Raw genomic sequence first — 24,497 nt, forward strand, 5'->3', positions numbered from 1 at the left:
CGACTCAATACCGACCCCCTGAAAGGTGTCACTTGTGACGCAGGATCAGCATAAAGCGGACGACGGGGGAGGGGCGTCAGAGATCATGGCGCCCGCCCACGGCGGCCGATCCCCGCAGACGGACCGGGTGGTGTTCGGCGTCACCGCCGTGCTCACCCTCGCGTTCGTGGTCTGGGGCGCGGTGTCGACGGACTCGCTCGAGAATGTCTCCACGGACATGCTCAACGGTCTGATGCACAACGGCGGTTGGTTCTTCATGCTGACCGCCACGGGGTTCGTCGTCTTCGCGCTGTGGCTGGCCGTGAGCCGGTACGGAAAGATCACCCTCGGCAAGGAGGGCGAGGACCCGGAGTTCCGCACCGTCTCCTGGGTCGCCATGATGTTCAGCGCCGGTATGGGCATCGGCCTGATGTTCTACGGAGTGAGCGAGCCCCTCGCGCACTTCAAGGACCATCCGCCGGGCACCGACCCGTCGGACGCGCCCGCGGCCATGGAGACCGCGATGGCCACCACCCTCTTCCACTGGACGCTCCACCCGTGGGCGATCTACGCGGTCGTGGGCCTCGCCATCGCGTACAGCACCTTCCGCCGCAACCGCCGGCAGACCATCAGCGCCGTCTTCGAGCCCCTCATCGGGGAGAAGCACGCCCGCGGCGCCTGGGGCCGCGTCATCGACATCCTCGCCATCTTCGCCACGCTCTTCGGCTCGGCCGCCTCGCTGGGCCTCGGCGCCCTGCAGATCGGCAGCGGCATGGAGGAGGTCGACTGGATGGACAAGGCGGGCACCGGTCTGCTCGTCGCGATCATCGCCGTCCTGACGCTGGCCTTCGTGGCGTCCGCCATCTCCGGTGTGGAGAAGGGCGTGCAGTGGCTCTCCAACATCAACATGGTGCTTGCGGGGCTCCTGGTCGTCTTCGTCTTCATCGCGGGCCCGACCGTCATCATCCTCGACATGGTGCCCACCTCCATCGGCGCGTACCTCGACGACCTGCCCCAGCTCATCGGCCGCACCGAGGCGTCCAGCGGCGAGGGCGTCGCCGACTGGCTGAGCAGCTGGACGGTCTTCTACTGGGCCTGGTGGATCTCCTGGACGCCCTTCGTCGGCATGTTCATCGCGCGCATCAGCCGCGGCCGTACGATCCGTCAGTTCGTCGGCGGCGTCATCCTCGTGCCCAGCACCGTCAGCCTCATCTGGTTCGCGGTCTTCGGCGGCAGCGCCATGACGGTCGCCGACCGCGGCGGGCTCAAGGGCGACACGACCCAGGAGGCCCAGCTCTTCGGCCTCCTGAACGAGTACCCGATCGCCACCGTGACCAGCCTGCTGGTCATGATCCTCGTCGGCATCTTCTTCGTCTCGGGAGCCGACGCCGCGTCCATCGTCATGGGCACGCTCTCCCAGAAGGGCGCCCTCGAACCGGGCCGCTTCGTCGTGATCTTCTGGGGCATCGTGACCGGTGCCGTCGGCGCGGTCATGCTGCTCATCGGCGACGGCAACGACGACGCGCTCACGGGTCTGCGCAACCTCACGATCCTGGTCGCCGCGCCCTTCACCATCGTGATGATCGGCATGTGCGTGGCCCTCATGCGGGACCTGCGCCACGACCCGCTGATCGTGCGCGGCGAGCACGGCACGGAGGTCCTGGAGAAGGCCGTCATCGCCGGCCACGAGCACCACGACGGTGACTTCGAGCTCCAGATCGGCCCCGCCACCGACGACAACGGCGACGGTCCGGAACGCGACAACGACCCGGTGGCTCCCCGCTGACCGGCGGCCTCAGGAGGCGGCGCCCCCAGAGCGCGCCGCCTCCTGAGGTCACACCGCGCGACGCTGCCGTCCAGACAAGTCTCGGCATGTACGCCCTCGACCATGCGTACGCCGACGAGTACGCCCGCGCCGCGAGACCCACGTGCACGGCGGTGATACGCCCGGCGGCCCGGTGGCCCACCACCCATCGGAATGTGCGATGCCGTGCTCACATCACACCTCGGGTGGGGATACTCACAGCATGTCTGCCGAGTACGCGACCTTCGGTCTGGCACCGGCCATCCGCGCCGGTGGGGTTCTCGCCAACGGTGACTACCAAGTGCACCGCGATTTCGTCGACTTCATCGTCGACGGCCGCCCCCTCCTCTTCCGGCTCTCCGACCTCGACGCGGTGTCGCCGCTCGCCTCCGACATCCCGCCGGCCATCTTCACCACGCACGTACGCCGACTGCTCCTTGAGGCACAGGCGCCGCTGGAGGAGGGGCGCTACGTCATATACGGCTGCCCCGAGTGCGAGGGCCTGGAGTGCGGCGCGGTCACGGCGGTGATCGAGAAGTGCGCCGACGGCAGCGACGACTTCGTCTGGCGCGACTTCGCCTGGCAGACGACGGAACGAGCCGACCTCGAGCTCAACGGGTACCACGGCATAGGGCCGTTCCGCTTCCGCGGCGACGAATACCGGGCGGCACTCGGGCAGTTGCTCGCCGAGGGCGACGCGCAGAACCGGCGCCGGGTCCTCCTCATCGGCGCGCGGGTGGCGACCCTCGCGAAGCTCGCCGCCGCGCTGCGGACGATCGGGGTCGGCACGGAGATCGCGGCGGACGCGGCCGGGGTGCCGGCCGACGAACTCCGCACGTACGGCGCCGTGGCCTTCGGTCCCACGGTGCCCGAGGCCACCCGGCAGTCCGTCCGCTCCGCCTTCGACGCCGCGGACGTCCCGGTCGCCTACGTGGACGGCCTCGCCCCGATCGTCCCGCTCCTGGTCGCCCAGATCGAGGACGCGCTGGACCGCAGCCCCCAGGAACAGCGCCGCCTCACCCGCCTCGCCGCGGGGCCCCGCTCGGCGGAGCTCGAAGTCACCTCGACGTGCCGGGTCCAACTCACGGCGTACCGCATGGACCGGCTGTCCCGCACCCACGTCCACGAAGTCTTCGACGACGTCCTGGAGCCGGGCCACCACAGAGTCCCCCTGGCCCCCAGAACCACGAAGGGCACGTCGTACGTGGTGGCCCGAACCTCAACGCATGTCCTGGTCACCCCTACAATTGCCCCCTGATGACCGCAACCCTCGTCGCCAAAGATCTCGCCGCCGGCCACGGCGACCGCACCCTGTTCGCCGGGCTCGACCTCGTCGTCGCCCCCGGGGACGTCATCGGGCTCGTCGGGGCCAACGGAGCGGGCAAGTCCACCTTGCTGAGGCTGCTCGCGGGTCTCGACGCCCCCGAAGAAGGTGAGCTGAGGCTCTCGCCGGCCTCCGCCTCGGTGGGGCACCTTCCACAGGAGCCGGACCGCCGCCCGGGCGAGACCATCCGCGCCTTCCTGGCCCGCCGCACCGGCGTGGCCGAGGCGCAGCGGGCCATGGACCGGGACACCCAGGCCCTCGTCGACGGCGCCCCGGGCGCGGACGACGCGTACGCGGCCAGCCTGGAGCGCTGGCTCGCGCTCGGCGGAGCGGACCTCGACGAGCGCGCCGAGGACACCGCCGACTCGCTCGGGCTCGCCGTGAGCCTGGACCAGCCGATGACCTCGCTCTCGGGAGGCCAGGCGGCCCGCGCCGGACTCGCCTCCCTGCTCCTCTCCCGCTACGACGTGTTCCTCCTGGACGAGCCGACCAACGACCTCGACCTCGCGGGCCTGGAGCGCCTGGAGGCCTTCGTGCGGGGCCTGCGCGCCGGCACGGTCGTCGTCAGCCACGATCGCGAGTTCCTGACCCGCACCGTCACCAAGGTCCTCGAACTCGACCTGGCCCAGCAGCAGATCAACCTCTACGGCGGCGGCTACGACGCGTACCTGGAAGAGCGCGACACCTCCCGCAGGCACGCCCGCGAGGAGTTCGAGGAGTACGCCGACAAGAAGGCCGCGCTGCAGAGCCGCGCCCAGATGCAGCGCTCCTGGGCCGACAAGGGCGTCAAGAACGCCCGCCGCAAGGCCAAGGCGGGCGGCGACAACGACAAGCTCGGCCGGAACTTCCGCGCCGACGCCAGCGAGAAGCAGGCGGCGAAGGCCCGCCAGACGCAGCGCATGATCGAGCGCCTGGACGTCGTCGAGGAGCCCCGCAAGGAGTGGGAGCTCCGGATGGAGATCGCCGCCGCACCCCGCTCGGGCGCGGTCGTCGCGAGCCTGCGCGACGCGGAGGTCCACCGGGACGCCTTCACGCTCGGCCCGGTCACCCTGCAGATCGACTGGGCGGACCGCGTGGCGATCACCGGCGCGAACGGTTCGGGCAAGTCGACGCTGCTCGCGGCGCTCCTGGGCCGCGTCCCGCTGGACGAGGGCCACGCCGCGCTCGGCTCGGGCGTCCTGGTCGGCGAGGTCGACCAGGCGCGCGCCCTGTTCCACGGCGAGGAATCCCTGCTGGACGCGTTCTGCGCGGCCGTCCCCGACACCGAACCTGCCGAAGTCCGGACGCTGCTCGCCAAGTTCGGCCTGAAGGCGGATCACGTACTGCGCTCCGCGGCGACGCTCTCGCCCGGCGAGCGGACCCGCGCGGGCCTCGCGCTGCTCCAGGGCCGGGGCGTCAACCTGCTCGTCCTCGACGAGCCGACGAACCACCTGGACCTGCCCGCGATCGAGCAGCTGGAGACCGCCCTGGACGCCTACAAGGGCACCCTGCTGCTCGTCACGCACGACCGCAGGATGCTGGACGCGGTCCATGTGACCCGCCGCCTGGAGGTGGCGGAGGGCAAAGTGACGGAACTGCCACTCTGACCTCCACCCCTCTCGGCCCTACGACGCGTCAGCGCCGCTTCGGGTCGACGAGACCGGCCCGCCGCAGCGCCTCGGCCATCGCGTCGTTGGCGGGCGGCGGGCCCTGCCGCTGCGGCTTCTGCCCGCGGCCACCGCCACCGCCCCGCTGTCCCTGACCCTGCCCCTGAGCCTGGCCCTGCTGGCGTCGGCCCTGGCCGCCACCGCCACTGCCCTGGCCGCCACCGCCCTGGCCCCGCTGCCGCTGCTGCGGCGGCCGGCCGCTGCCCCGCCTCGGCTGCTCCCCGTCGCCGCCTGCCGCGTTCGCCTCGTCGTCGAGGCGCAGCGTCAGCGAGATCCGCTTGCGTGGGATGTCGACGTCCATGACCTTCACCTTGACGATGTCGCCGGGCTTCACGATGTCCCGCGGGTCCTTGACGAACGTCTTGGACATGGCGGACACGTGGACCAGGCCGTCCTGGTGGACGCCCACGTCCACGAACGCGCCGAACGCGGCCACGTTCGTCACGACACCTTCGAGGACCATGCCGGCGGCGAGGTCGGAGATCTTCTCGACCCCGTCCTTGAAGGTCGCCGTCTTGAAGGCGGGCCGCGGGTCGCGCCCGGGCTTCTCCAGCTCCTTCAGGATGTCCGTGACCGTGGGCAGGCCGAAGACCTCGTCCACGAACGCGTCCGGCTTCAGCGAGCGCAGCGCCGCCGTGTTGCCGATCAGCGAACCGACCTCCCCGCCCACCGACTTCACCATCTTGCGCACCACGGGGTACGCCTCCGGGTGCACGCTGGAGGCGTCCAGCGGGTCGTCGCCGCCGCGGATGCGGAGGAAGCCCGCGCACTGCTCGTACGCCTTCGGGCCGAGCCGGGCGACGTCCTTGAGGCCCTTGCGGCTCTTGAACGGGCCGTTCGCGTCGCGGTGCGACACGATGTTCTCCGCGAGGCCCGCGCCGATGCCGGAGACCCGGGCGAGGAGCGGGGCGGAGGCCGTGTTGACGTCCACGCCGACGCCGTTCACACAGTCCTCGACGACCGCGTCGAGGGAGCGCGACAGCTTCACCTCGGACAGGTCGTGCTGGTACTGGCCGACACCGATCGACTTGGGGTCGATCTTCACGAGCTCGGCCAGCGGGTCCTGGAGGCGGCGGGCGATGGACACCGCGCCGCGGATCGAGACGTCCAGGTCGGGCAGCTCCTGCGAGGCGAACGCCGACGCCGAGTACACCGAGGCGCCCGCCTCGGAGACCATCACCTTCGTCAGGTTCAACTCGGGGTGCTTGGTGATGAGTTCACCGGCGAGCTTGTCGGTCTCGCGCGACGCCGTGCCGTTCCCGATGGCGACCAGGTCGACGTCGTGTTCCTTGGCGAGCCGCGCGAGCGTCGCCAGGGACTGGTCCCACTTGTTCGCCGGGACGTGCGGGTGGATCGTGTCGGTCGCGACGACCTTGCCGGTCGCGTCGACTACGGCGACCTTCACGCCCGTACGGAACCCGGGGTCCAGGCCGAGCGTCGCGCGCGTGCCCGCGGGCGCGGCCAGCAGCAGGTCGCGCAGGTTAGACGCGAAGACCCGCACCGCCTCGTCCTCGGCGGCGGTCCGCAGCCGCAGCCGCAGGTCGATGCCGAGGTGCACGAGGATCCGCGTCCGCCAGGACCAGCGGACCGTGTCCTGCAGCCACTTGTCGCCGGGCCTGCCGCGGTCGGCGACGCCGAAGCGCTGGGCGACGATGCCTTCGTACGAGGACGGGGTCCCCGGCGTGTCGGCGGGCTCCTCGGGCTCCAGGACGAGGTCGAGGACCTCCTCCTTCTCGCCGCGCAGCATGGCCAGGATCCGGTGCGAGGGCAGGTCGGTGAAGGGTTCGGCGAAGTCGAAGTAGTCGGCGAACTTGGCGCCCGCCTCCTCCTTGCCCTCCCGGACCTTCGCGGCGAGCCTGCCGCGCACCCACATGCGCTCGCGCAGCTCGCCGATCAGGTCGGCGTCCTCGGAGAACCGCTCGGCGAGGATCGCCCGCGCGCCGTCCAGGGCGGCCTGCGGGTCCGCGACGCCCTTGTCGGCGTCCACGAACGCGGCGGCCGCGGCCTGCGGTTCGACGCTCGGGTCGGCGAGCAGCCCGTCCGCGAGCGGTTCGAGGCCGGCCTCGCGCGCGATCTGTGCCTTGGTGCGCCGCTTCGGTTTGAAGGGCAGGTAGATGTCCTCGAGGCGGGCCTTCGTGTCCGCCTCGCGGATCCGCGCTTCGAGTTCGTCGGTGAGCTTGCCCTGCTCACGGACCGAGTCGAGGATCGCGGTGCGCCGGTCCTCCAGCTCGCGCAGGTAGCGCAGGCGCTCTTCGAGCGTGCGCAACTGCGCGTCGTCGAGCATCTCGGTCGCTTCCTTGCGGTAGCGCGCGATGAAGGGCACCGTGGAGCCGCCGTCGAGCAGGTCGACGGCGGCCTTCACCTGCCGCTCCCGTACGCCGAGCTCCTCGGCGATCCTGCCTTCGATGGATGCTGGGGTGGACGTCTTCAAAGCTGCCACGTTCCGGTACCGCCTTCTCTGGGGTTGCCGGGCAATTGTGGCAGGTGGCGCCGGCGGAAGGTGATCAGACCCGGCGGGCGTGGCCCGTGCGCCCCGGCCGCCCGCCGGTACTCCGCCCGCCGCGCCCCGCGGAACGTGACGCTCCGCCGAACAGTCGGGCCACGGCCCGGAACGGCAGTGTGACGACGGTGGCGAGGGCGGCACCGATCTGGCGCAGGACGTCCGCGATGGCACGGAACATGAGAACTCCCCTTTCGTCCCCGGCCCGCCGGGGCTCGGCGGAGCCGGTGGACGAACGGGTACCTCGGACCCGCGAAGCCATGCGCGGTGACGGCCGGTGACCGCCCGCTCAGCGCTTGCCGAGCAGATCCGCGGGGAACGCACCGGCCCGCAGCGCGGTCCCGGTGATGAGGGTGCCGAGTTCGGTGAGCCGCTCGACGCCCGCCGCGCCCAGGTGTTCGTACGGGGCCCGGTCCAGGCGGTCCGTCTCCGCCTCGATGTCCCGGCGCAGCGCCACGCCGGTCTCCGTCAACTCGCCGTCGCCGTCGAGGACTCCGCGTACCCGCAGCCGGTCCACGGCCGCGTCCCACTCCTCCTGGTTCCAGCCGCGCGTGGAGAAGACCCACTTCGGCCGGGTGCCCTTACCGGTCGCGGTGTGGCTCACCAGGGCTTCGAGGCCGTCGAGTCCGGCGCCGAGCAGCACGGTCAGATGGCCGTCGCCGCGGTGCTCGCGCAGCAGCGTCGCCGCGTGCCAGTACGCGAGGTGCGGCTCCTCGGGGACGGGCAGGTCGGCGTGGGCGGCGTACAGCGGGCGCGCGCCGCGCGTACAGGCCTCGGTGGCGCGCAGCGCGAGCTCCGCGGCCTCGGCCATCTCGGGCGAGGCGACGAGCTCCTCGCCGAGCAGCCGCCGCAGCGTCGTGTCGACGCCCCGCAGACGCGCCGCGAGGACGTCGTTGGGAGACGCCGTCCGCCACACCTGGGGGACGTGCGCGGCGACCAGCTCGTACTTGTAGTTGTAGAAGGCGGCCGCCACGGTCCCGGGCCCGACGGCGCCCAGCGCCGCCGCGCGCACGGCGAAGTTGACCGCGGTGGGGTGGGTGATGCCGAGGCCGCTCAGCTCCCGGTTCACGTCCGGCGAGAAGTAGTGCGTCGAGTGCAGGGCGTTGAGGACGGAGTGGCAGCGGCGTCCGGCCCGCGACTCCAGTGCGGCGGACGGGGCGGGCGCGGGGGAAGGGCTCGTCGATGAGGTCATGGATGCACGTTACCTACTGGTCGGTATGTGCTACGTGTGATGGTCATCCGCCATGGCAGGAAAGGTGGGTTCCTCGTCATTGCAGACATCGGGGACCGGGCGAAGAATCGACGGCATGACGCAGCGAATCGTCCTGGTCGTCCTCTTCGACGGCGTCCAGAGCCTTGATGTCACGGGACCCGTGGAGGTGTTCACGGGCGCCGGGCACTGCACGGCCGCCACCCAGGACGGCTACCTCGTCCGCACCGCCTCCTTGGACGGCGGGCCCGTACGCACCTCCAGCGGCCTCACCCTCGTCCCGGACTCCGCGCTCGCCGACGCCCCCCGGCCGCACACGCTGCTGGTCCCGGGCGGCCACGGAACACGTGGGCAGGACCCGGAGCTGACCGCGTGGCTGCGCGAGAACGGCCAGCGCGCGGAGCGCCTCGTCTCGGTCTGCACCGGCGCGATCCGCCTCGCCGAGGCGGGCCTCCTGGAGGGCCGCAGGGCGACGACGCACTGGGCGTACTGCGAGAAGCTCGCCAGGGACCACCCGGGCATCGACGTCGACCCCGACCCCATCTACGTACGGGACGGCCATGTCGCCACGTCCGCGGGGGTCACCGCGGGCATCGACCTCGCCCTGGCGCTCGTCGAAGAGGACCACGGCCGCGAGGTGGCGCTCACGGTCGCCCGCCACCTGGTGGTCTTCCTGCGGCGCCCGGGGAACCAGGCGCAGTTCAGCGTCCAGCTCGCCGCCCAGACCGCACGGCGCGAGCCGCTGCGCGAGGTCCAGCAGTGGATCACCGAGCACCCGGCCGACGACCTCTCGGTCGAGGCGCTCGCCGCGCGCGCCCGCCTCTCGCCCCGCCACTTCGCCCGCGCCTTCCAGGCGGAAACCGGTCTGACCCCGGGCAAGTACGTCGAGCGCGTCCGCATCGAACACGCCCGACGCCTCCTGGAGGACACCTCCGACGGCGTCGAGGAAGTCTCACGCGCGAGCGGCTACGGCACCCCGGAGGCCATGCGTCGCGCCTTCGTCAAGGTGCTCGGCGCGGCTCCGGCCGAGTACCGCCGCCGCTTCCACCCCGTACCGGCCGCACCGTCCGGTACCTCCACCCGGCACATCCATCCACACCGATAGGGACACCATGCAGATCGCCATCGCCCTGTACGAGCGCTTCACCGTCCTCGACGCCATCGGCCCCTACCAGACACTGACCAACCTGCCGGGCGCCGAGACCGTCTTCGTGGCCGAGCAGGCCGGCCCGGTGCGCGACGACAACGGCACCCTCGCCCTCGTCGCCGACAAGTCCTTCGCGGAGGTCCAGCGGCCCGACATCGTCGTCGTGCCCGGCGGCCCGGGACAGAGCGACCAGATGGAGAACGAGGCCCTCCTCGGCTGGCTCCGCACGGTCGACGCCACGACCACCTGGACCACGTCCGTGTGCACCGGCTCGCTCGCGCTGGCCGCCGCGGGCCTCCTCAAGGGCCGCCGCGCCACCTCGCACTGGCTCGCGCTGGCCGAGCTCGACCGGCTCGGCGTCGAGTCGACGGGGGAGCGGGTCGTCTTCGACGGCAAGTACGTCACGGCGGCCGGTGTCTCTGCGGGCATCGACATGGGCCTCACCCTGGCCGGCCGGATCGCGGGCGACGAGCACGCGCAGACCGTGCAGCTGTTGGCCGAGTACGACCCCCAGCCGCCCTACGACGCCGGGTCCCCGGAGAAGGCGCCCGCGCACCTCGTCGCGAAGTTCCGCGCCGGGAGCCGCTTCGGTCAGTAGGTGAAGCGCGGCTGCCTGCGCTCCAGGAAGGCGGCGACCCCCTCGGCGGTGTCGCCGCTGCCGCGCGCCTGCTCCGCCCAGTACGCGTCCCGGTCCGTGCGGCCCGTGGCGAACTCCTTGGCGGCCGCCTGCGTCAGCAGGGAGCGTGACACCAGGATCCGGGTGAACTCGGCGACGCGCTTGTCCAGCTCGCCGGACGGCAGCACCTCATCCACAAGGCCGGTGCGCAGCGCCCGTTCCGTACCGATCAACTCACCGGAGAAGAGCAGGTACTTGGCGGTGGCGGGCCCCACCAGCGACACCAGGCGGCGCGTGGACGAGGCCGGATAGACGATGCCGAGCTTGGCCGGGGTGACACCGAACGAGGCGCCCTCGTCCGCGAACCGCAGGTCGCACGCGCCCGCCAGCTGCGCGCCGCCGCCCACGCAGTATCCCCGCACCGCCGCGAGCGTCGGCTTCGGGAAGGCCGCCAGGGCCTCCTCGGCCCGCACCGCGAGGTCCTGCGCGGTGCCGGGCGACTCCCGCAGCGTGGAGATGTCGGCGCCGGCGCAGAACGTGTCGCCCGCGCCGGTGAGGACCACGGCGCGCACGGCCGGGTCGGCGCCCAGCGCCGCGAGGAGTGGCGGCACCTGACGCCACATGTCCGCGGTCATGGCGTTGCGCTTGGCCGGATGGTCGATGAGGACGGTGGCGACGCCGTCCGTGACGGTGTGGCTCAGCTGCGGCTCCATGCGCCGGATGCTATCCGCACCCCTCGAACGTACGATCAAGAAGGGGGCCGAGCGAGAGGGAGACGCTGATGGCCGGACCCAGGGACGACGCAGCCACCTCGGAGGCGAGGACGGTCAGCCGCAGCTTCGGCTGGCTGGCCCTGCTCGGCGTGATCCTCGCCGTGGCCGGGCTCGTCGGCCTCGTCTACACCGGTGTCGCCACGCTGACCTCGATGCTCCTGTTCGGCTGGCTGCTGCTCATCGGCGGCGTCGTCGGCCTGCTGCACGCCGTCCAGTCCCGGGGCACCAGCTTCTTCTGGCTGGGCGTCGTGGTCGCCGCGCTGAACCTCGCGGCGGGCGTCGTCGTCATCCGCAGGCCCGATGTCGCGGCGGAGGCGCTGACCATGTTCGCGGCGCTGCTCTTCCTGACGGGCGGGGTCTTCCGGCTGGTCGGCAGTCTGGTGGTACGGGGACCGCAGTTCGCCCTGACGCTGCTGCAGGGAGCCTTCGGCCTGCTGATCGGCATCCTTGTCCTCGCGGGATGGCCAAGCAGCAGCCAGTACGTGATCGGCTGCTTCTTCTCCCTGGCGCTGCTCTTCGACGGCCTCGGCCTGATCGCCACCGGCATCGGTGGGCGCCGCATCGTCAGCCTCGTACAACCTGAAGAACATGTGAAGGCGAACCATGCAGGACAGGGCGGGCAGGATCGATCGGACATCTGATGGTGTCCGACCCAGGCGGTCAAATCACGTCGATAGTCGCTGACTTCTGGTCAGTGGAGCGGTCTCGACCAGAGCGTTCCCAACACTCTTGGTGTGGCGACAATCGAGCGCGAGGGCGGCGACCGGACGATGGGGAACGACGGGAGAGCGCCGTGCCCACTCCCACGGAGCGGCGGACCGATGCCGTACGAGGGGGTGTGGCGCTTCACCGCCCCTGCCGTGGACGCCTCCGTGCCCCAGGCCCGGCACGCGGTGCGCGACCTGCTGGCCCGGCAGGGCGTACCGGCGCCGGACGACCTCGTACAAGGGCTGCTGCTCATCGTCTCCGAGCTGGTGACCAACGCGGTGCGCCACGCGGCCCTGCTGTCGCCCATGCTCGCGGTGGAGGTCGCCGTCGGCGCCGAGTGGGTGCGCGTCTCCGTCGAGGACAACCACCCCTACCGCCCGACCGCCCTGGTGGCGGACCACGCGCAGACGGGCGGGCGTGGACTCCTCCTCGTACGCGAGATCACCGCCGAGGCGGGCGGTGCCTGCGACGTCGAGCACACCGCGAGCGGGGGCAAGGTCATCTGGGCGGCCCTGCCCCTGAAGCCCAACGGCGTCTGACGGCCCGGCGGACGGTCGGCTACCAGCCGGCGGAGGGGCCCGTCAGTTCCTTGACCGCGGGCCGCGCCGCGTCGAGCACGGTCATGAACCAGGCGGAGAACGGGTCCCGTTCGTGCCGCTCGGCCAGCTCCGCCGCCGTCACGAAGGCGGTGCCGCCGATCTCGGTGGGGTCGGGCCGCAGCGGGGACTGCACCATGCCCACGAACAGGTGGTTGAACTCCTGCTCCACGAGCCCCGACTCCGGGTCCGGGTGGTTGTAGCGCACCGTGCCCGCCTCGGCGAGCAGCGACGGCGAGACCCCGAGCTCCTCGTACGTGCGCCGGGCCGCGGCCGCGAACGGGGCCTCGCCCGGGTAGGGGTGCCCGCAGCACGTGTTCGACCAGACGCCGGGGGAGTGGTACTTGCCGAGGGCGCGCTGCTGGAGCAGCAGACGGCCCTGTTCGTCGAAGAGGAAGACGGAGAACGCCCGGTGCAGCTGCCCGGGCGCTTGATGCGCGGAGAGTTTCTCCGCTGTGCCGATGGTCCTGCCGTCCTCGTCGACGAGTTCGAGCAAGATCGCTTCTCCGGTGCCGTTCGACGGGCTGTTCGCCGCGGTGGCAGGTGTGATCGGCATACGCATCCTTCTCTTCGGTCTTCGAACCCCAAGTCTGCCGTACGTTCCGGACACCTCGGGCACTTCGGGGACCCGCATGTCCCGCCGCACCGGGGCGCGGCGGGACGCGCGGAGAGGGGTCAGACTCCGAAGGCGGCCGGATAGGTGATCATGCCCCGCGGCAGTTGTGCGGAATCGTCGGATCCGTGCAGGGCCAGAGCCATCATCGCCTCGTCCGGGACCTCGAAGCCCGGCCGGATTCCGTACCCGGAAGCGGGCTTGAAACCGAACCTCGGGTAGTACGAGGGATGCCCCAGAACGAGGACGATCCGCTCCCCACGCGTGCGTGCCGCGTCGAGCACGGCACGCACGACCGCCGAACCGGCACCCGTCCCCTGGTGCTCGGGCAGGGTGGCGACGGGCGCGAGGGCCAGCGCGGGCGCCCCGTCCACCCGGCAGCGGGTGAGCAGCGCGTGCGCGGCCACCGAACCGTCGGGCGCCTCGGCGACGTACGACAGACCGGGAAGCCACGCCTCCGGATCCGTGCGCAGCGTGTCGACCAGGTCGGCCTCCGCCTCGGTCTCGAAGGCGGCGGCGTTCACGGCGTGCACGGCGGTGATGTCGGCCGCGGTCTCCGGGCGGGTGGGCCAGGAGTCCACGGGCCGCAGCACATAGCCGGTGTAGCCGTACTCGGCGCCATGCTCGCGCCGCATCGCGAGCTCTTCGCGGGTGGCGGCGAGCGCCTCCGCCATACCGGGCTCGCCCGGGTCCGCCGCGTCCGCGCGGGCGGCCAGCGGGCCGTAGTACTCGTCCCAGTCGGACTCGGGCTGCGGGTGCACGCCGAGCACCGAGTACCCGGCGCGGGTCGCCGCCCGGACGTTCTCCTCGCCGGTACGCAGCGTGCAGTGCCGCTCCCAGAAGGCGCGGGCGGCGGCGGACGGCTCGGCGGTCGTCCACTCGCACTCGGTGAGGACGAGCGCGCCACCGGGGGCGAGCAGGCGCCGCCAGGAGCGCAGCGCGGTGTCGAAGCCGATGCTGTAGACCGAGCTCTCCGCCCAGACGAGGTCGAACGAACCGTCCGGATGGGGGAGTTCGCCCATGTCGGCGTTGACGGCGGTGACCGACCCGGCGAGCCCGCGGGCCTCGGCCGCGGCCCTGAGCTCGTCGAGGAACGGCTCGTGCAGGTCGACGGCGGTCACCTCGGCGCCGGCCTCGGCGGCGAGCAGGAGCGCGGACCGGCCGGGACCGCAGCCCAGGTCGAGCACGCGCGGCCGCCCGTGCGGCGCACCCGCGAAGGAGAGCAGCCGCCGGGTGGTGTCGTCGGAGCCGGGGCCCTGCCGCGGAAGCCCGTGGTGCAGGGCGAAGAAGGCACGGGAAACAGAAGCGTTGTCAGTCAACGTGGAGATCCTTGAGTGAAGGACCCGCGGACCGCGCGTACGGGAGAGGTACCGAAAAGTACGAGTGCCGTACGAGAAGTCAGACGCGCGTCCGAAGGGTGGGGATGCACGTGTCGCCGCGCGGAGCAGCGCAGACCGCGACAGTCATCAACCCACCTCCTCAGGACTCAAGAACTCTGGCCACTGTAACACCGTCCGTGACGGCAACACTCTCCGTGGTGCCCGCTGCCCATCGGTGCCCGCTACCCGTCGGCGAAGCTGTTCGCCACCACCACTTGACCGATGCCGTTCTCGTCGGTCGAGATGCAGTCGACCGTCGACGCGCTCTGTGCGGTGGCGGTCGTCTTCTCGTCGCCGCCCTCGGGCGGGGTCTCAGTGGCAGAGCTTCGCCTCGTGCTCCGCGTGGCCGCTCGGCTCCAGCTGGAACGTGCAGTGCTCGACGTCGAAGTGGTCGCCGAGGCAGCCCTGGAGCTCGTGCAGCATCTTCTCGTGGCCGGTCGCGTCGAGGGCCCAGGGGCTCACCACGACATGGGCGGAGAGGACCGGCATGCCCGATGTGATCGTCCAGGCGTGCAGATCGTGGACCTCCTCGACGCCCGGCAGTTCGAGGATGTGCGCCCGCACCTCCGCCATGTCGACGCCCTTGGGCGCCGACTCCAGGAGGACGTTCAGGGTCTCCTTGAGGAGCTTGACCGTACGCGGGACGATCATGACGCCGATGATGAGCGAGGCGATCGGGTCGGCGGCCTGCCAGCCCGTGAGCATGATCAGGACCGAGGCGACGATGACCGTGAGCGAGCCGAGGGTGTCCGCGACGACCTCTAGGAACGCGCCGCGGACATTGAGGCTCTCCTGCTGGCCGCGCATGAGCAGCGAGAGCGAGACCATGTTCGCGACCAGCCCGAAGACGCCGAACCAGAGGGCGAGGCCGCCCTCGGTCTCCGCGGGGGTGACGAACCGCTGGACCGCCTCGTACAGGACGTACCCGCCGACGCCGAGCAGCAGCAGACAGTTGGCGAGCGCGGCGAGTATCTCGGCCCGGGCGTAGCCGAAGGTGCGGTTCTCGGTCGGCGGCCTGTTCGCGAAGTGGATCGCGAGCAGGGCCATGCCGAGGCCCAGCGCGTCCGTCGCCATGTGCGCCGAGTCCGCGACGAGCGCGAGCGAGTCCGCCATGAGCCCGCCCACGATCTGGGCCAGCATGATCGTGATCGTGATGGTGAGGGCGATGCGGAGCCGCCCCTTGTGGGCGTTGGCCGCCGTCCCCGTCGCCGGGGCCCCGTGCAGGTGTCCGTGATCGTGCCCAGCCCCCATGAGGCCCTCCCGCATCGGTCGTCGGTGTGCTGTCCGCTGGTCGCGCGCCCACAGTGAACTACGGGTGGGGGGTATCTGGCAACGCGGCACTGAACACCGTTATCACTGCGCTGACCTGCGAAAATGGCAACGGTTGCCGACTGGGGGAGCGGGCGCAGGTCAGCGCGCGCGGCCGGTCATCCGCGGCGTGCGTCCGGGTGGTGCAGACACCATCCCGCCCACGCCGACTCGACCATCTCGCGCACCCCGCGCCGAGCCGTCCAGCCGAGCTCCGCCGCCGCGAGACGGGCATCGGCCACGGCACGCGGCGCATCGCCCGCGCGGGCCGGCTCGACGAGCACGGGACGGGCGTCGCCGCTCACCTCACCGATGACGGTGATCAGTTCGCGTACGGAAACACCCTGCCCCCGGCCGATGTTCACCGTCAGATCGCCCTCCGCGCCCTCCGCGAGCCTGCGGGCCGCCGCGAGGTGGGCCTCGGCGAGGTCGGAGACGTGGACATAGTCACGGACGCAGGTGCCGTCCGGCGTCGGGTGCGTGTCGCCGAAGATCCGCGGTGACTCGTCGCGCCGCAGCCGGTCGAAGACCATCGGGATCACGTTGAAGACCCCGGTGTCCGCGAGCTCGGGCGCCTCGGCGCCCGCCACGTTGAAGTAGCGCAGGCACACCGTCCCGATGCCGTGCGCCCGCCCGGCCGCCCGCACCAGCCACTCACCGGCGAGCTTCGTCTCGCCGTAGGGGCTGACGGGAACGCACGGCGTGTCCTCGCCCACCAGCTCCGCGTCCGGCGGATTGCCGTACACCGCGGCCGACGAGGAGAACACGAAGCGCCTGACGCCGGCCTCGGCCACCGCTTCGAGCAGCGTCGTGAGGCCGCCCACGTTCTCCCGGTAGTAGCGCAGCGGCCGCTCCACCGACTCCCCGACCTGCTTGCGGGCCGCGAGATGCACCACACCGGTGACGCCGTACTCGGCGAAGACCCGGCGCAGCAGGTCGCCGTCCAGCGAGGAACCCTTCACGAGGGGCATGTCCGCGGGCAGCCGCTGCGGAACCCCCGACGAGACGTCGTCCAGGACGACGACGTCCTCCCCGGCACCGGCCATGACCCGCGCCACATGTGCCCCGATGTAACCCGCTCCGCCTGTGATCAGCCATGTCATGGGCGCCCACCCTAAGCGAACGCCCCCCACGGCTGCTCCGCACAGGCATGTGGCCGCTATACGGGCAAGCCGGGCACGACCGGGGCGCGGTTTGTGGGCGCGGCCCCCCATCCACCATGATGATCGCGAAGGCCGAGGCCCTCGCAGGCCGCCCTGAGAGCCTGTGTCACCCCGACCGGGGTGATGACACAGGCTCTGATCGGGGCGTGAACGGGTGATGAACGCCCGCTTCCCCTCATCCGATAGCCTCAGCCGACGTGCCGCCCGGCCGCCATGGGCCCGGGGGCGCTCCCCTTACGCATGTGCCCGGCGCGAGCCGCGCCGGTACTCAAGGAGTGAGTTCGTCTGTCGACCGCCATCCTCACCGGACAGCCGGTCCCCGGGTCGCCGCTCGAAGGCGATCTGCGGTCCCTCGGCTTCGACGTGCGGGTCGCCTCCGACGCGGCGGACGCCGAGTCGCTGCTCGCGGCCGTGCCGGGCGACCAGCGGGTCGCGGTCGTCGACGCACGCTTCGTCGGACACGTCCACGCGCTGCGCCTCGGCCTGACCGACCCCCGCTTCGCCGCCTCCGCGGTGCCCGGCGCCGTCGCGGCCAAGCCGGAGGCCCGCCCGGAGCTGACGCGCGCGCTGCGGGCGACCGCCACCACCACGGGCGGGGTCGTCACCCACGACGCGCTCCCCGACGACATCGCCACGGCCATGGAGTCCGGCGCGACGGACGTCCACCGCCCCGACCTCGGCACCCTCGTCGCCACCGTGCCCGACGACCCGCAGGCGCGGAACGAGGCACGCCAGGCCGTCGCCGCCGTCGACGACGAAGCCGTACGCCTGCGCACCGCGGTGAAGTCGCGGGACGGCTTCTTCACCACGTACTGCATCTCCCCGTACTCGCGCTACATCGCCCGCTGGTGCGCCCGCCGGGGCCTCACCCCGAACCAGGTCACCACCGCCTCGCTGCTCACCGCCCTGATCGCGGCGGGCTGCGCGGCGACCGGGACGCGCGGCGGCTTCGTCGCGGCGGGCGTGCTGCTGCTCCTCTCCTTCGTCCTCGACTGCACGGACGGACAGCTCGCCCGCTACTCCCTCCAGTACTCGACGCTCGGCGCCTGGCTGGACGCGACGTTCGACCGCGCCAAGGAGTACGCCTACTACGCGGGCCTCGCACTCGGCGCGGCCAACGCCGACGGCGACGACGTATGGGCCCTCGCGCTCGGCGCCATGGTCCTGCAGACCTGCCGCCACGTCGTGGACTTCTCCTTCAACGAGGCGAACTCCGACAGCACGGCCGCGACCGCCAACACCAGCCCCACCGCGGCCCTCTCGGACAAGCTCGACAGCGTCGGGTGGACGGTCTGGGCGCGCCGGATGATAGTGCTGCCCATCGGCGAGCGCTGGGCGATGATCGCCGTGCTCACCGCGGTCACCACCCCGCGCATCACCCTCGTCGTCCTGATCATCGGCTGCGCGCTCGCCGCCTGCTACACGACCGCCGGACGCGTCCTGCGCTCGCTGACCCGCAAGGCGACCCGCACCGACCGCGCGGCCCGGGCACTCGACGACCTCGCCGACAACGGCACCCTCGCCTCGTCCTTCACCGCCCTCGGCCGACGCGGGCGCTTCCTGCCCGCACCCGTGCTCGCCTTCCTCGGCGGCGCAGCGGTCGTCGCGGTCGCCGCCTTCACCTCCTACGGCAGCCCGTGGGTCGTCGTCGCCGCGGTCGTGTACGTCGTCCTGTCCGGCCTCGCGCTCGCACGACCGCTCAAGGCCCCCCTGGACTGGCTGGTGCCGCCGTTCTTCCGTGCCGCCGAGTACGGCACGATCCTGGTACTGGCGGCCAGGGCCGATGTGAACGGGGCGCTGCCCGCGGCTTTCGGGCTGGTGTCGGCGGTCGCCTACCATCACTACGACACGGTGTACCGCATCAAGGGCGGCGCCGGTGCGCCCCCGCGCCGGCTGGTGCGGGCGATCGGCGGCCAAGAAGGCAGGACCCTCGTGGTCGCGCTGGCCGCCACCGTGCTGTCCACCACCGATTTCACCGTCGCGCTCACGGCACTCGCCGTGGCCGTGGCACTCGTGGTGCTCGTCGAGAGCATCCGCTTCTGGGTCGCCGCCGAGAAAAAGGGCGCACCCGCCGTACACGATGAAGGAGAACCCGCATGATCGGCCTCGTCCTTGCGGCAGGCGCCGGACGGCGTCTGCGTCCCTACACGGACACCCTGCCCAAGGCCCTGGTGCCCGTCGATGGTGAGACCACCATCCTCGACCTGACGCTCGGCAACTTCGCCGAGATCGGTCTCACCGAGGTCGCGATCATCGTCGGCTACAAGAAGGAGGCCGTCTACGAGCGCAAGGCGGCTCTGGAGGCGAAGTACGGCCTCAAGCTGACCCTGATCGACAACGACAAGGCCGAGGAGTGGAACAACGCCTACTCCCTGTGGTGCGGGCGTGACGCCATCAAGCACGACGTGATCCTCGCCAACGGCGACACCGTGCACCCGGTCTCCGTCGAGAAGACGCTGCTCGCCGCCCGCGGCAACGGCCAGAAGATCATCCTCGCCCTCGACACGGTGAAGCAGCTCGCCGACGAGGAGATGAAGGTCATCGTGGACGACGCCAAGGGCGTCCAGAAGATCACGAAGCTGATGGACCCGGCGACGGCCACCGGTGAGTACATCGGCGTCACCCTCATCGAGGGCTCCGCCGCCGACGAGCTCGCCGACGCCCTGAAGACCACCTTCGAGCGCGACCCCGACCTCTACTACGAGGACGGCTACCAGGAGCTCGTCAACCGCGGCTTCAAGGTCGACGTGGCCCCAATCGGCGACGTCAAGTGGGTCGAGATCGACAACCACGACGACCTCGCCAAGGGCCGGGAGATCGCGTGCCAGTACTGACGAGGCTCATCCCCTCGCCGGTCGTCGTCGACATCCGGCCGGGGGCGCTCGACGACCTGGCCGGTGTCCTCGCCGACCAGCGGATCTGCTCGTCGACCGGCAAGCTCGCCATCGCCATCAGCGGCGGCTCGGGCGCGGTGCTCCGCGAGCGGCTGATGCCCTCGCTGGGCGGCGCGGAGTGGTTCGAGGTCGGTGGCGGCACGCTCGACGACGCCATCAAGCTCGGTGAGGACATCAGGAAGTCGGGCCGTTACGACGCGATCGTCGGCCTCGGCGGCGGCAAGATCATCGACTGCGCCAAGTTCGCCGCGGCGCGCGTGGGTCTGCCGCTGGTCGCCGTCGCGACGAACCTGTCGCACGACGGCCTCTGCTCGCCGGTCGCGACGCTCGACAACGACGCGGGCCGCGGCTCGTACGGCGTGCCGAACCCCATCGCGGTCGTCATCGACCTCGATGTGATCCGTGAGGCGCCCGTCCGTTTCGTCCGCTCCGGCATCGGCGACGCGCTGTCCAACATCTCCGCGATCCGCGACTGGGAGCTCGCCGCCCGCGAGCGCGGCGAGGACATCGACGGCCTCGCGGCCGCCATGGCCCGCCAGGCCGGCGAGGCCGTGCTCCGCCACCCCGGCGGGGTCGGCGACGACGGCTTCCTCCAGGTCCTCGCCGAGGGTCTGGTCCTCACCGGCATCGCCATGTCGATCTCGGGCGACTCCCGCCCGGCGTCCGGCGCCTGCCACGAGATCAACCACGCCTTCGACCTCCTCTACCCCAAGCGCGCCGCCAGCCACGGCGAGCAGTGCGGCCTGGGCGCGGCCTTCGCGATGCACCTGCGCGGTGCCCGCGAGGAGTCGGCGTTCATGGCGCAGGTGCTGCGCCGCCACGGCCTGCCGGTGCTGCCGGAGGAGATCGGCTTCACCGTGGACGAGTTCGTGAAGGTCGTGGAGTTCGCTCCGCAGACCCGTCCGGGCCGCTACACGATCCTCGAACACCTCGACCTGTCCACCGACCAGATCAGGGACGCATACGCCGACTATGCAAAAGCCATCGGTAGCTGAGCTCCGTCCGGTTGTTCACCCCCCGGGGGTGAAGGACCGGCGCAGCGGCGAACACTGGGCCGGCCGGCTCTACATGCGCGAGGTCTCCTTGCGCATCGACCGGCACCTGGTGAACACGCGGGTCACGCCCAACCAGCTGACCTACGTGATGACCGTCGCCGGCGCCCTCGCCGCCCCGGCCCTTCTGGTGCCCGGCATCACGGGCGCCGTGCTCGGCGTGGTCGCGGTCCAGCTCTACCTGCTGCTCGACTGCGTGGACGGCGAGATCGCCCGCTGGAAGAAGCAGTACTCGATGGCCGGTGTCTACCTGGACCGGGTCGCCGCCTACCTGTGCGACGCCGCGGTCCTGGTCGGCTTCGGTCTGCGCGCCGCCGACATATGGGGCTCGGGACGCATCGACTGGCTGTGGGCCTTCCTCGGCACCCTGGCCGCGCTCGGCGCGATCCTGATCAAGGCCGAGACCGACCTCGTCGGCGTCGCCCGGCACCAGACGGGCAAGGAGCCGGTCAAGGAGTCGGCGGCCGAGCCGCGCTCCTCGGGCATGGCGCTGGCCCGCAGGGCCGCCGCCGCGCTGAAGTTCCACCGGCTCATCCTCGGGGTCGAGGCGTCCCTGCTGATCCTCGTCATCGCGTTCGTCGACCAGGCGCGCGGCGACCTGTTCTTCTCGCGCCTCGGTGTGGCGGTGCTCGCGGGCATCGCGATGCTGCAGACCCTGCTGCACCTCGTGTCCATCCTCGTATCGAGCAGGTTGAAGTGAGCACCCCGAGCACCCCGAGCGCTTCGGCGGAGAAGCTGAAGGTCGGCGCCGTCATCATCACGATGGGCAACCGGCCGCAGGAGCTGCGTGCCCTCCTCGACTCGGTCGCCAAGCAGGAGGGCGACCCGGTCGAGGTGGTCGTGGTCGGCAACGGCGCCCCCGTGCCCGAGGTCGCGGAGTCCTCGTCGGTCGTACGCACCGTGGAGCTGCCGGAGAACCTCGGCATTCCCGGCGGCCGCAACGTCGGCATCGAGGCCTTCGGCCCCGGCGGCACCGACGTCGACATCCTGCTCTTCCTGGACGACGACGGCCTGCTCGCCACCCTGGACACGGCGCGGCTGTGCCGCGAGGCGTTCGCCGCCGACCCGGAGCTCGGCATCATCAGCTTCCGCATCGCCGACCCGGACACGGGGGAGACCCAGCGGCGTCACGTGCCGCGGCTGCGGGCCTCCGACCCGATGCGCTCCTCGCGCGTGACGACCTTCCTCGGCGGCGCCAACGCGGTCCGCACGAAGGTCCTCGCCGAGGTGGGCGGGCTGCCCGGCGAGTTCTTCTACGCCCATGAGGAGACCGACCTCGCCTGGCGGGCGCTCAACGCGGGCTGGATGATCGACTACCGCTCCGACATGGTGCTTCTCCACCCCACGACGGCCCCCTCGCGGCACGCGGTCTACCACCGGATGGTGGCCCGCAACCGCGTCTGGCTGGCCCGTCGCAACCTCCCCGCGCCGCTGGTCCCGGTCTACCTCGGTGTCTGGATGCTCCTCACCCTCGCCCGACGCCCCTCGGGCCCGGCCCTCAAGGCCTGGTTCGGCGGCTTCAAGGAGGGCTGGACCACGCCCTGCGGGCCTCGCAGGCCCATGAAGTGGCGTACGGTGTGGCGGCTGACCCGACTGGGCCGACCTCCCGTCATCTGACAAGCTCGGGTCTGAGAGCATTCGGGCCATACCCCGGTCCCTGGCCCACGCCTACGCCCGACCGGCTGCGCTTTTCGAAGACGAAAGTTTCCACTCGTGAGTGAGACAACGCATGACGGCGGGGTCGCGGTGACTGCGTCGCCGTCGACCCCGTCGCCCGATGACGGGCTCTCCCGGGCCGAACTCGCCGCCAAGTACGGTCTGACCGTCAGCGGCGCCCGCCCCGGACTTTTCGAGTACGTCCGCCAGCTCTGGGGACGGCGCCACTTCATCCTTGCCTTCTCCCAGGCGAAGCTGACCGCCCAGTACAGCCAGGCCAAGCTCGGCCAGCTGTGGCAGGTGGCCACGCCGCTGCTGAACGCGGCGGTCTACTTCTTCATCTTCGGGCTGCTGCTCGGCGCCCGGGAGGGCATCCCGCACGAGATCTACGTGCCGTTCCTGGTGACGGGCGTCTTCGTCTTCACGTTCACGCAGAGCTCGGTCATGGCGGGCGTGCGGGCGATCTCCGGCAACCTCGGCCTGGTCAGGGCCCTGCACTTCCCGCGGGCCTCGCTGCCGATCTCCTTCGCGCTGCAGCAGCTCCAGCAGCTGCTCTTCTCGATGATCGTGCTCGTCGTGATCATGTGCGCGTTCGGGATCTTCCCCGCTCTGTCCTGGCTGCTCGTCCTGCCCGCGCTGGTCCTGCAGTTCGTCTTCAACATGGGTCTCGCGCTGATCTTCGCCAGGATGGGCAGCAAGACGCCCGACCTGGCGCAGCTCATGCCGTTCGTGATGCGGACCTGGATGTACGCCTCGGGCGTCATGTTCAGCATCCCCGCGATGCTCGCGACCAAGGAGGACGTGCCCGGCTGGGTCGGGGACGTGCTCCAGTGGAATCCGGCCTCCATCTACATGGACCTGATCCGCTTCGCCCTGATCGACAAGTACGACTCCTCCTACCTGCCGCCGCACGTGTGGGCCTTCGCGGTCGGCTGGGCCGTGGTGCTCGGTGCGGTCGGTTTCGTGTACTTCTGGAAGGCGGAGGAGCGGTACGGCCGTGGCTGACGACAAGACGCCCGAGAAGGGCGACGCGAACGCCGGCAAGGGGCACATCCCCACCGTCATCGCCGACGAGCTGCACATCGTCTACCGCGTCAACGGCGCGAAGACGGGCAAGGGCAGCGCCACCTCCGCCCTGAGCCGGATGCTCAGGCGCGGCGAGGAGCGCGGGGTGCGCAAGGTGCACGCGGTGCGAGGCGTCAGCTTCACCGCCTACCGAGGCGAGGCCATCGGCCTCATCGGCTCCAACGGCTCCGGCAAATCCACCCTGCTCCGCGCCATCGCGGGCCTGCTCCCCGCCGAGAAGGGCAAGGTCTACACCGACGGCCAGCCCTCGCTGCTCGGCGTCAACGCGGCCCTGATGAACGATCTGACGGGCGAGCGCAACGTCATTCTCGGCGGGCTCGCGATGGGCATGTCCCGCGAGCAGATCCGGGAGCGCTACCAGGAGATCGTCGACTTCTCGGGGATCAACGAGAAGGGCGACTTCATCACCCTTCCGATGCGCACCTACTCCTCCGGCATGGCGGCCCGCCTGCGGTTCTCCATCGCGGCGGCCAAGGACCACGACGTCCTGATGATCGACGAGGCCCTGGCCACCGGCGACCGCAAGTTCCAGAAGCGCTCCGAAGCCCGCATCCGCGAGCTCCGCAAGGAGGCCGGCACGGTCTTCCTGGTCAGCCACAACAACAAGTCGATCCGCGACACGTGCGACCGCGTGCTGTGGCTGGAGCGCGGTGAGCTGCGCATGGACGGTCCGACCGACGAGGTCATAAAGGAATACGAGAAGTTCACGGGCAAGTAGCCCGATCGAGCCACGGGGGAACACCCGTTCGGCATCAGTGCCCCGCCGGGAGGAGCCCGGCGGGGCACTGTCGTGACATGGTGTCCCCAGGGTCACTCGGTCCCCTCAACTCGCCGTCGGCAAAGGAAGATTGACGCCAATCGGTGTGTTGTTGTGATGCGCCGAACACCCCGACGATGCGTGTTGGGTTGTACAACGTAAGCTGTACAGGTGCTGATTCGCGGCAAGTGGGGCGATATCGCGCGGTGCCCCGCTTCGGAGTACGGCCCACCTCGGAGAGAGCCGGGCGGCGTGTCCGAAATAGGATGTATTGGGTCGGCAGTGT

General features: G+C 71.2%; 21 protein-coding genes and 1 pseudogene. 14 read left to right on the forward strand and 8 right to left on the reverse strand.

Annotated features, from left to right (window positions below):
• The first annotated feature begins 85 nt into the window (after positions 1-85).
• The 3 genes from AC07DO_RS30780 to AC07DO_RS30790 all read left to right on the forward strand — a co-directional run bounded on the left by AC07DO_RS30780 (position 86) and on the right by AC07DO_RS30790 (position 4,693).
• Complete coding sequence (locus AC07DO_RS30780; RefSeq protein ID WP_479064058.1) at positions 86-1,765, forward strand: BCCT family transporter; 1,680 nt, start codon at positions 86-88, stop codon at positions 1,763-1,765.
• Between the two features lie 241 nt (positions 1,766-2,006).
• A complete protein-coding gene (locus tag AC07DO_RS30785; protein WP_479064059.1) occupies positions 2,007-3,041 on the forward strand; it encodes an oxidoreductase in 1,035 nt (344 codons plus the stop codon).
• Positions 3,041-4,693, forward strand: a complete 1,653-nt coding sequence (locus AC07DO_RS30790; protein ID WP_479064060.1) for an ABC-F family ATP-binding cassette domain-containing protein — start codon at positions 3,041-3,043, stop codon at positions 4,691-4,693. The genes AC07DO_RS30785 and AC07DO_RS30790 overlap by 1 nt, the downstream gene beginning before the upstream one ends.
• A 28-nt stretch (positions 4,694-4,721) precedes the next feature.
• Here the strand turns inward: AC07DO_RS30790 and AC07DO_RS30795 are convergent, their stop codons facing one another.
• The 3 genes and pseudogenes from AC07DO_RS30795 to AC07DO_RS30805 all read right to left on the reverse strand — a co-directional run bounded on the left by AC07DO_RS30795 (position 4,722) and on the right by AC07DO_RS30805 (position 8,445).
• Complete coding sequence (locus AC07DO_RS30795) at positions 4,722-7,193, reverse strand: Tex family protein (RefSeq protein ID WP_479064062.1); 2,472 nt, start codon at positions 7,191-7,193, stop codon at positions 4,722-4,724.
• A gap of 109 nt (positions 7,194-7,302) precedes the next feature.
• Positions 7,303-7,434, reverse strand: a pseudogene (locus tag AC07DO_RS30800) (LPFR motif small protein); the annotation flags it as partial.
• A gap of 108 nt (positions 7,435-7,542) precedes the next feature.
• Entirely contained in the window at positions 7,543-8,445 is a 903-nt protein-coding gene (locus tag AC07DO_RS30805; protein ID WP_479064064.1) for an SCO6745 family protein, read from the reverse strand.
• Positions 8,446-8,560: 115 nt separating this feature from the next.
• Here AC07DO_RS30805 and AC07DO_RS30810 point away from each other — a divergent pair, with 115 nt between their 5' ends.
• Positions 8,561-9,568: a GlxA family transcriptional regulator gene (locus AC07DO_RS30810; RefSeq protein ID WP_479064066.1), complete on the forward strand. Its 1,008-nt coding sequence runs from the start codon at positions 8,561-8,563 to the stop codon at positions 9,566-9,568.
• 7 nt (positions 9,569-9,575) lie between these two features.
• Entirely contained in the window at positions 9,576-10,208 is a 633-nt protein-coding gene (locus tag AC07DO_RS30815) for a DJ-1/PfpI family protein (RefSeq protein ID WP_479064068.1), read from the forward strand.
• Here the strand turns inward: AC07DO_RS30815 and AC07DO_RS30820 are convergent.
• A complete protein-coding gene (locus AC07DO_RS30820; RefSeq protein WP_479064070.1) occupies positions 10,202-10,939 on the reverse strand; it encodes an enoyl-CoA hydratase/isomerase family protein in 738 nt (245 codons plus the stop codon). The two genes, AC07DO_RS30815 and AC07DO_RS30820, sit on opposite strands and share 7 nt — an antisense overlap.
• 68 nt (positions 10,940-11,007) lie before the next feature.
• On the opposite strand from AC07DO_RS30820, the gene AC07DO_RS30825 reads away from it, so the two are divergent.
• Positions 11,008-11,640 (forward strand): HdeD family acid-resistance protein, encoded by a 633-nt coding sequence (locus tag AC07DO_RS30825; protein ID WP_479064072.1) that lies wholly within the window; start codon positions 11,008-11,010, stop codon positions 11,638-11,640.
• Between the two features lie 93 nt (positions 11,641-11,733).
• Positions 11,734-12,246, forward strand: a complete 513-nt coding sequence (locus AC07DO_RS30830; protein WP_479064074.1) for an ATP-binding protein — start codon at positions 11,734-11,736, stop codon at positions 12,244-12,246.
• A 19-nt stretch (positions 12,247-12,265) separates the two neighbouring features.
• On the opposite strand, the gene idi is transcribed toward AC07DO_RS30830, so the two are convergent.
• From idi to galE, 4 genes are all read right to left on the reverse strand, one after another.
• Positions 12,266-12,859: an isopentenyl-diphosphate Delta-isomerase gene (gene idi / locus AC07DO_RS30835; protein ID WP_479064076.1), complete on the reverse strand. Its 594-nt coding sequence runs from the start codon at positions 12,857-12,859 to the stop codon at positions 12,266-12,268.
• A gap of 119 nt (positions 12,860-12,978) precedes the next feature.
• Positions 12,979-14,235, reverse strand: coding sequence for a GNAT family N-acetyltransferase (locus AC07DO_RS30840; RefSeq protein ID WP_479064077.1), 1,257 nt, complete (start codon positions 14,233-14,235; stop codon positions 12,979-12,981).
• Positions 14,236-14,607: 372 nt separating this feature from the next.
• Positions 14,608-15,546: a cation diffusion facilitator family transporter gene (locus AC07DO_RS30845; protein WP_479064079.1), complete on the reverse strand. Its 939-nt coding sequence runs from the start codon at positions 15,544-15,546 to the stop codon at positions 14,608-14,610.
• Positions 15,547-15,722: 176 nt separating this feature from the next.
• The gene (galE, locus tag AC07DO_RS30850) at positions 15,723-16,706 is read right to left on the reverse strand and encodes a UDP-glucose 4-epimerase GalE (RefSeq protein WP_479064081.1); all 984 of its coding nucleotides are present in this window, start codon (positions 16,704-16,706) and stop codon (positions 15,723-15,725) included.
• A gap of 345 nt (positions 16,707-17,051) precedes the next feature.
• Between galE and AC07DO_RS30855 the strand changes: the two genes are divergently transcribed.
• From AC07DO_RS30855 to AC07DO_RS30885, 7 genes are all read left to right on the forward strand, one after another.
• A complete protein-coding gene (locus AC07DO_RS30855; RefSeq protein WP_479064221.1) occupies positions 17,052-18,866 on the forward strand; it encodes a DUF5941 domain-containing protein in 1,815 nt (604 codons plus the stop codon).
• The gene (locus AC07DO_RS30860; RefSeq protein WP_409234445.1) at positions 18,863-19,600 is read left to right on the forward strand and encodes a phosphocholine cytidylyltransferase family protein; all 738 of its coding nucleotides are present in this window, start codon (positions 18,863-18,865) and stop codon (positions 19,598-19,600) included. Before AC07DO_RS30855 ends, AC07DO_RS30860 begins: the two co-directional genes overlap by 4 nt.
• A complete protein-coding gene (locus AC07DO_RS30865) occupies positions 19,588-20,655 on the forward strand; it encodes an iron-containing alcohol dehydrogenase family protein (protein ID WP_479064084.1) in 1,068 nt (355 codons plus the stop codon). The genes AC07DO_RS30860 and AC07DO_RS30865 overlap by 13 nt, the downstream gene beginning before the upstream one ends.
• Positions 20,633-21,412 (forward strand): CDP-alcohol phosphatidyltransferase family protein, encoded by a 780-nt coding sequence (locus AC07DO_RS30870; protein WP_150187310.1) that lies wholly within the window; start codon positions 20,633-20,635, stop codon positions 21,410-21,412. The genes AC07DO_RS30865 and AC07DO_RS30870 overlap by 23 nt, the downstream gene beginning before the upstream one ends.
• Positions 21,413-21,447: 35 nt before the next feature.
• Entirely contained in the window at positions 21,448-22,329 is an 882-nt protein-coding gene (locus AC07DO_RS30875; RefSeq protein WP_479064223.1) for a glycosyltransferase family 2 protein, read from the forward strand.
• A 96-nt stretch (positions 22,330-22,425) separates the two neighbouring features.
• Positions 22,426-23,373: an ABC transporter permease gene (locus tag AC07DO_RS30880; protein WP_479064086.1), complete on the forward strand. Its 948-nt coding sequence runs from the start codon at positions 22,426-22,428 to the stop codon at positions 23,371-23,373.
• Positions 23,366-24,172 carry an ABC transporter ATP-binding protein gene (locus tag AC07DO_RS30885; RefSeq protein ID WP_190415681.1) on the forward strand — a complete coding sequence of 269 codons (807 nt, stop codon included), beginning with the start codon at positions 23,366-23,368 and terminating at the stop codon, positions 24,170-24,172. The genes AC07DO_RS30880 and AC07DO_RS30885 overlap by 8 nt, the downstream gene beginning before the upstream one ends.
• Positions 24,173-24,497 lie beyond the last annotated feature (325 nt).

The organism is Streptomyces sp. NPDC045678 (assembly GCF_056432085.1).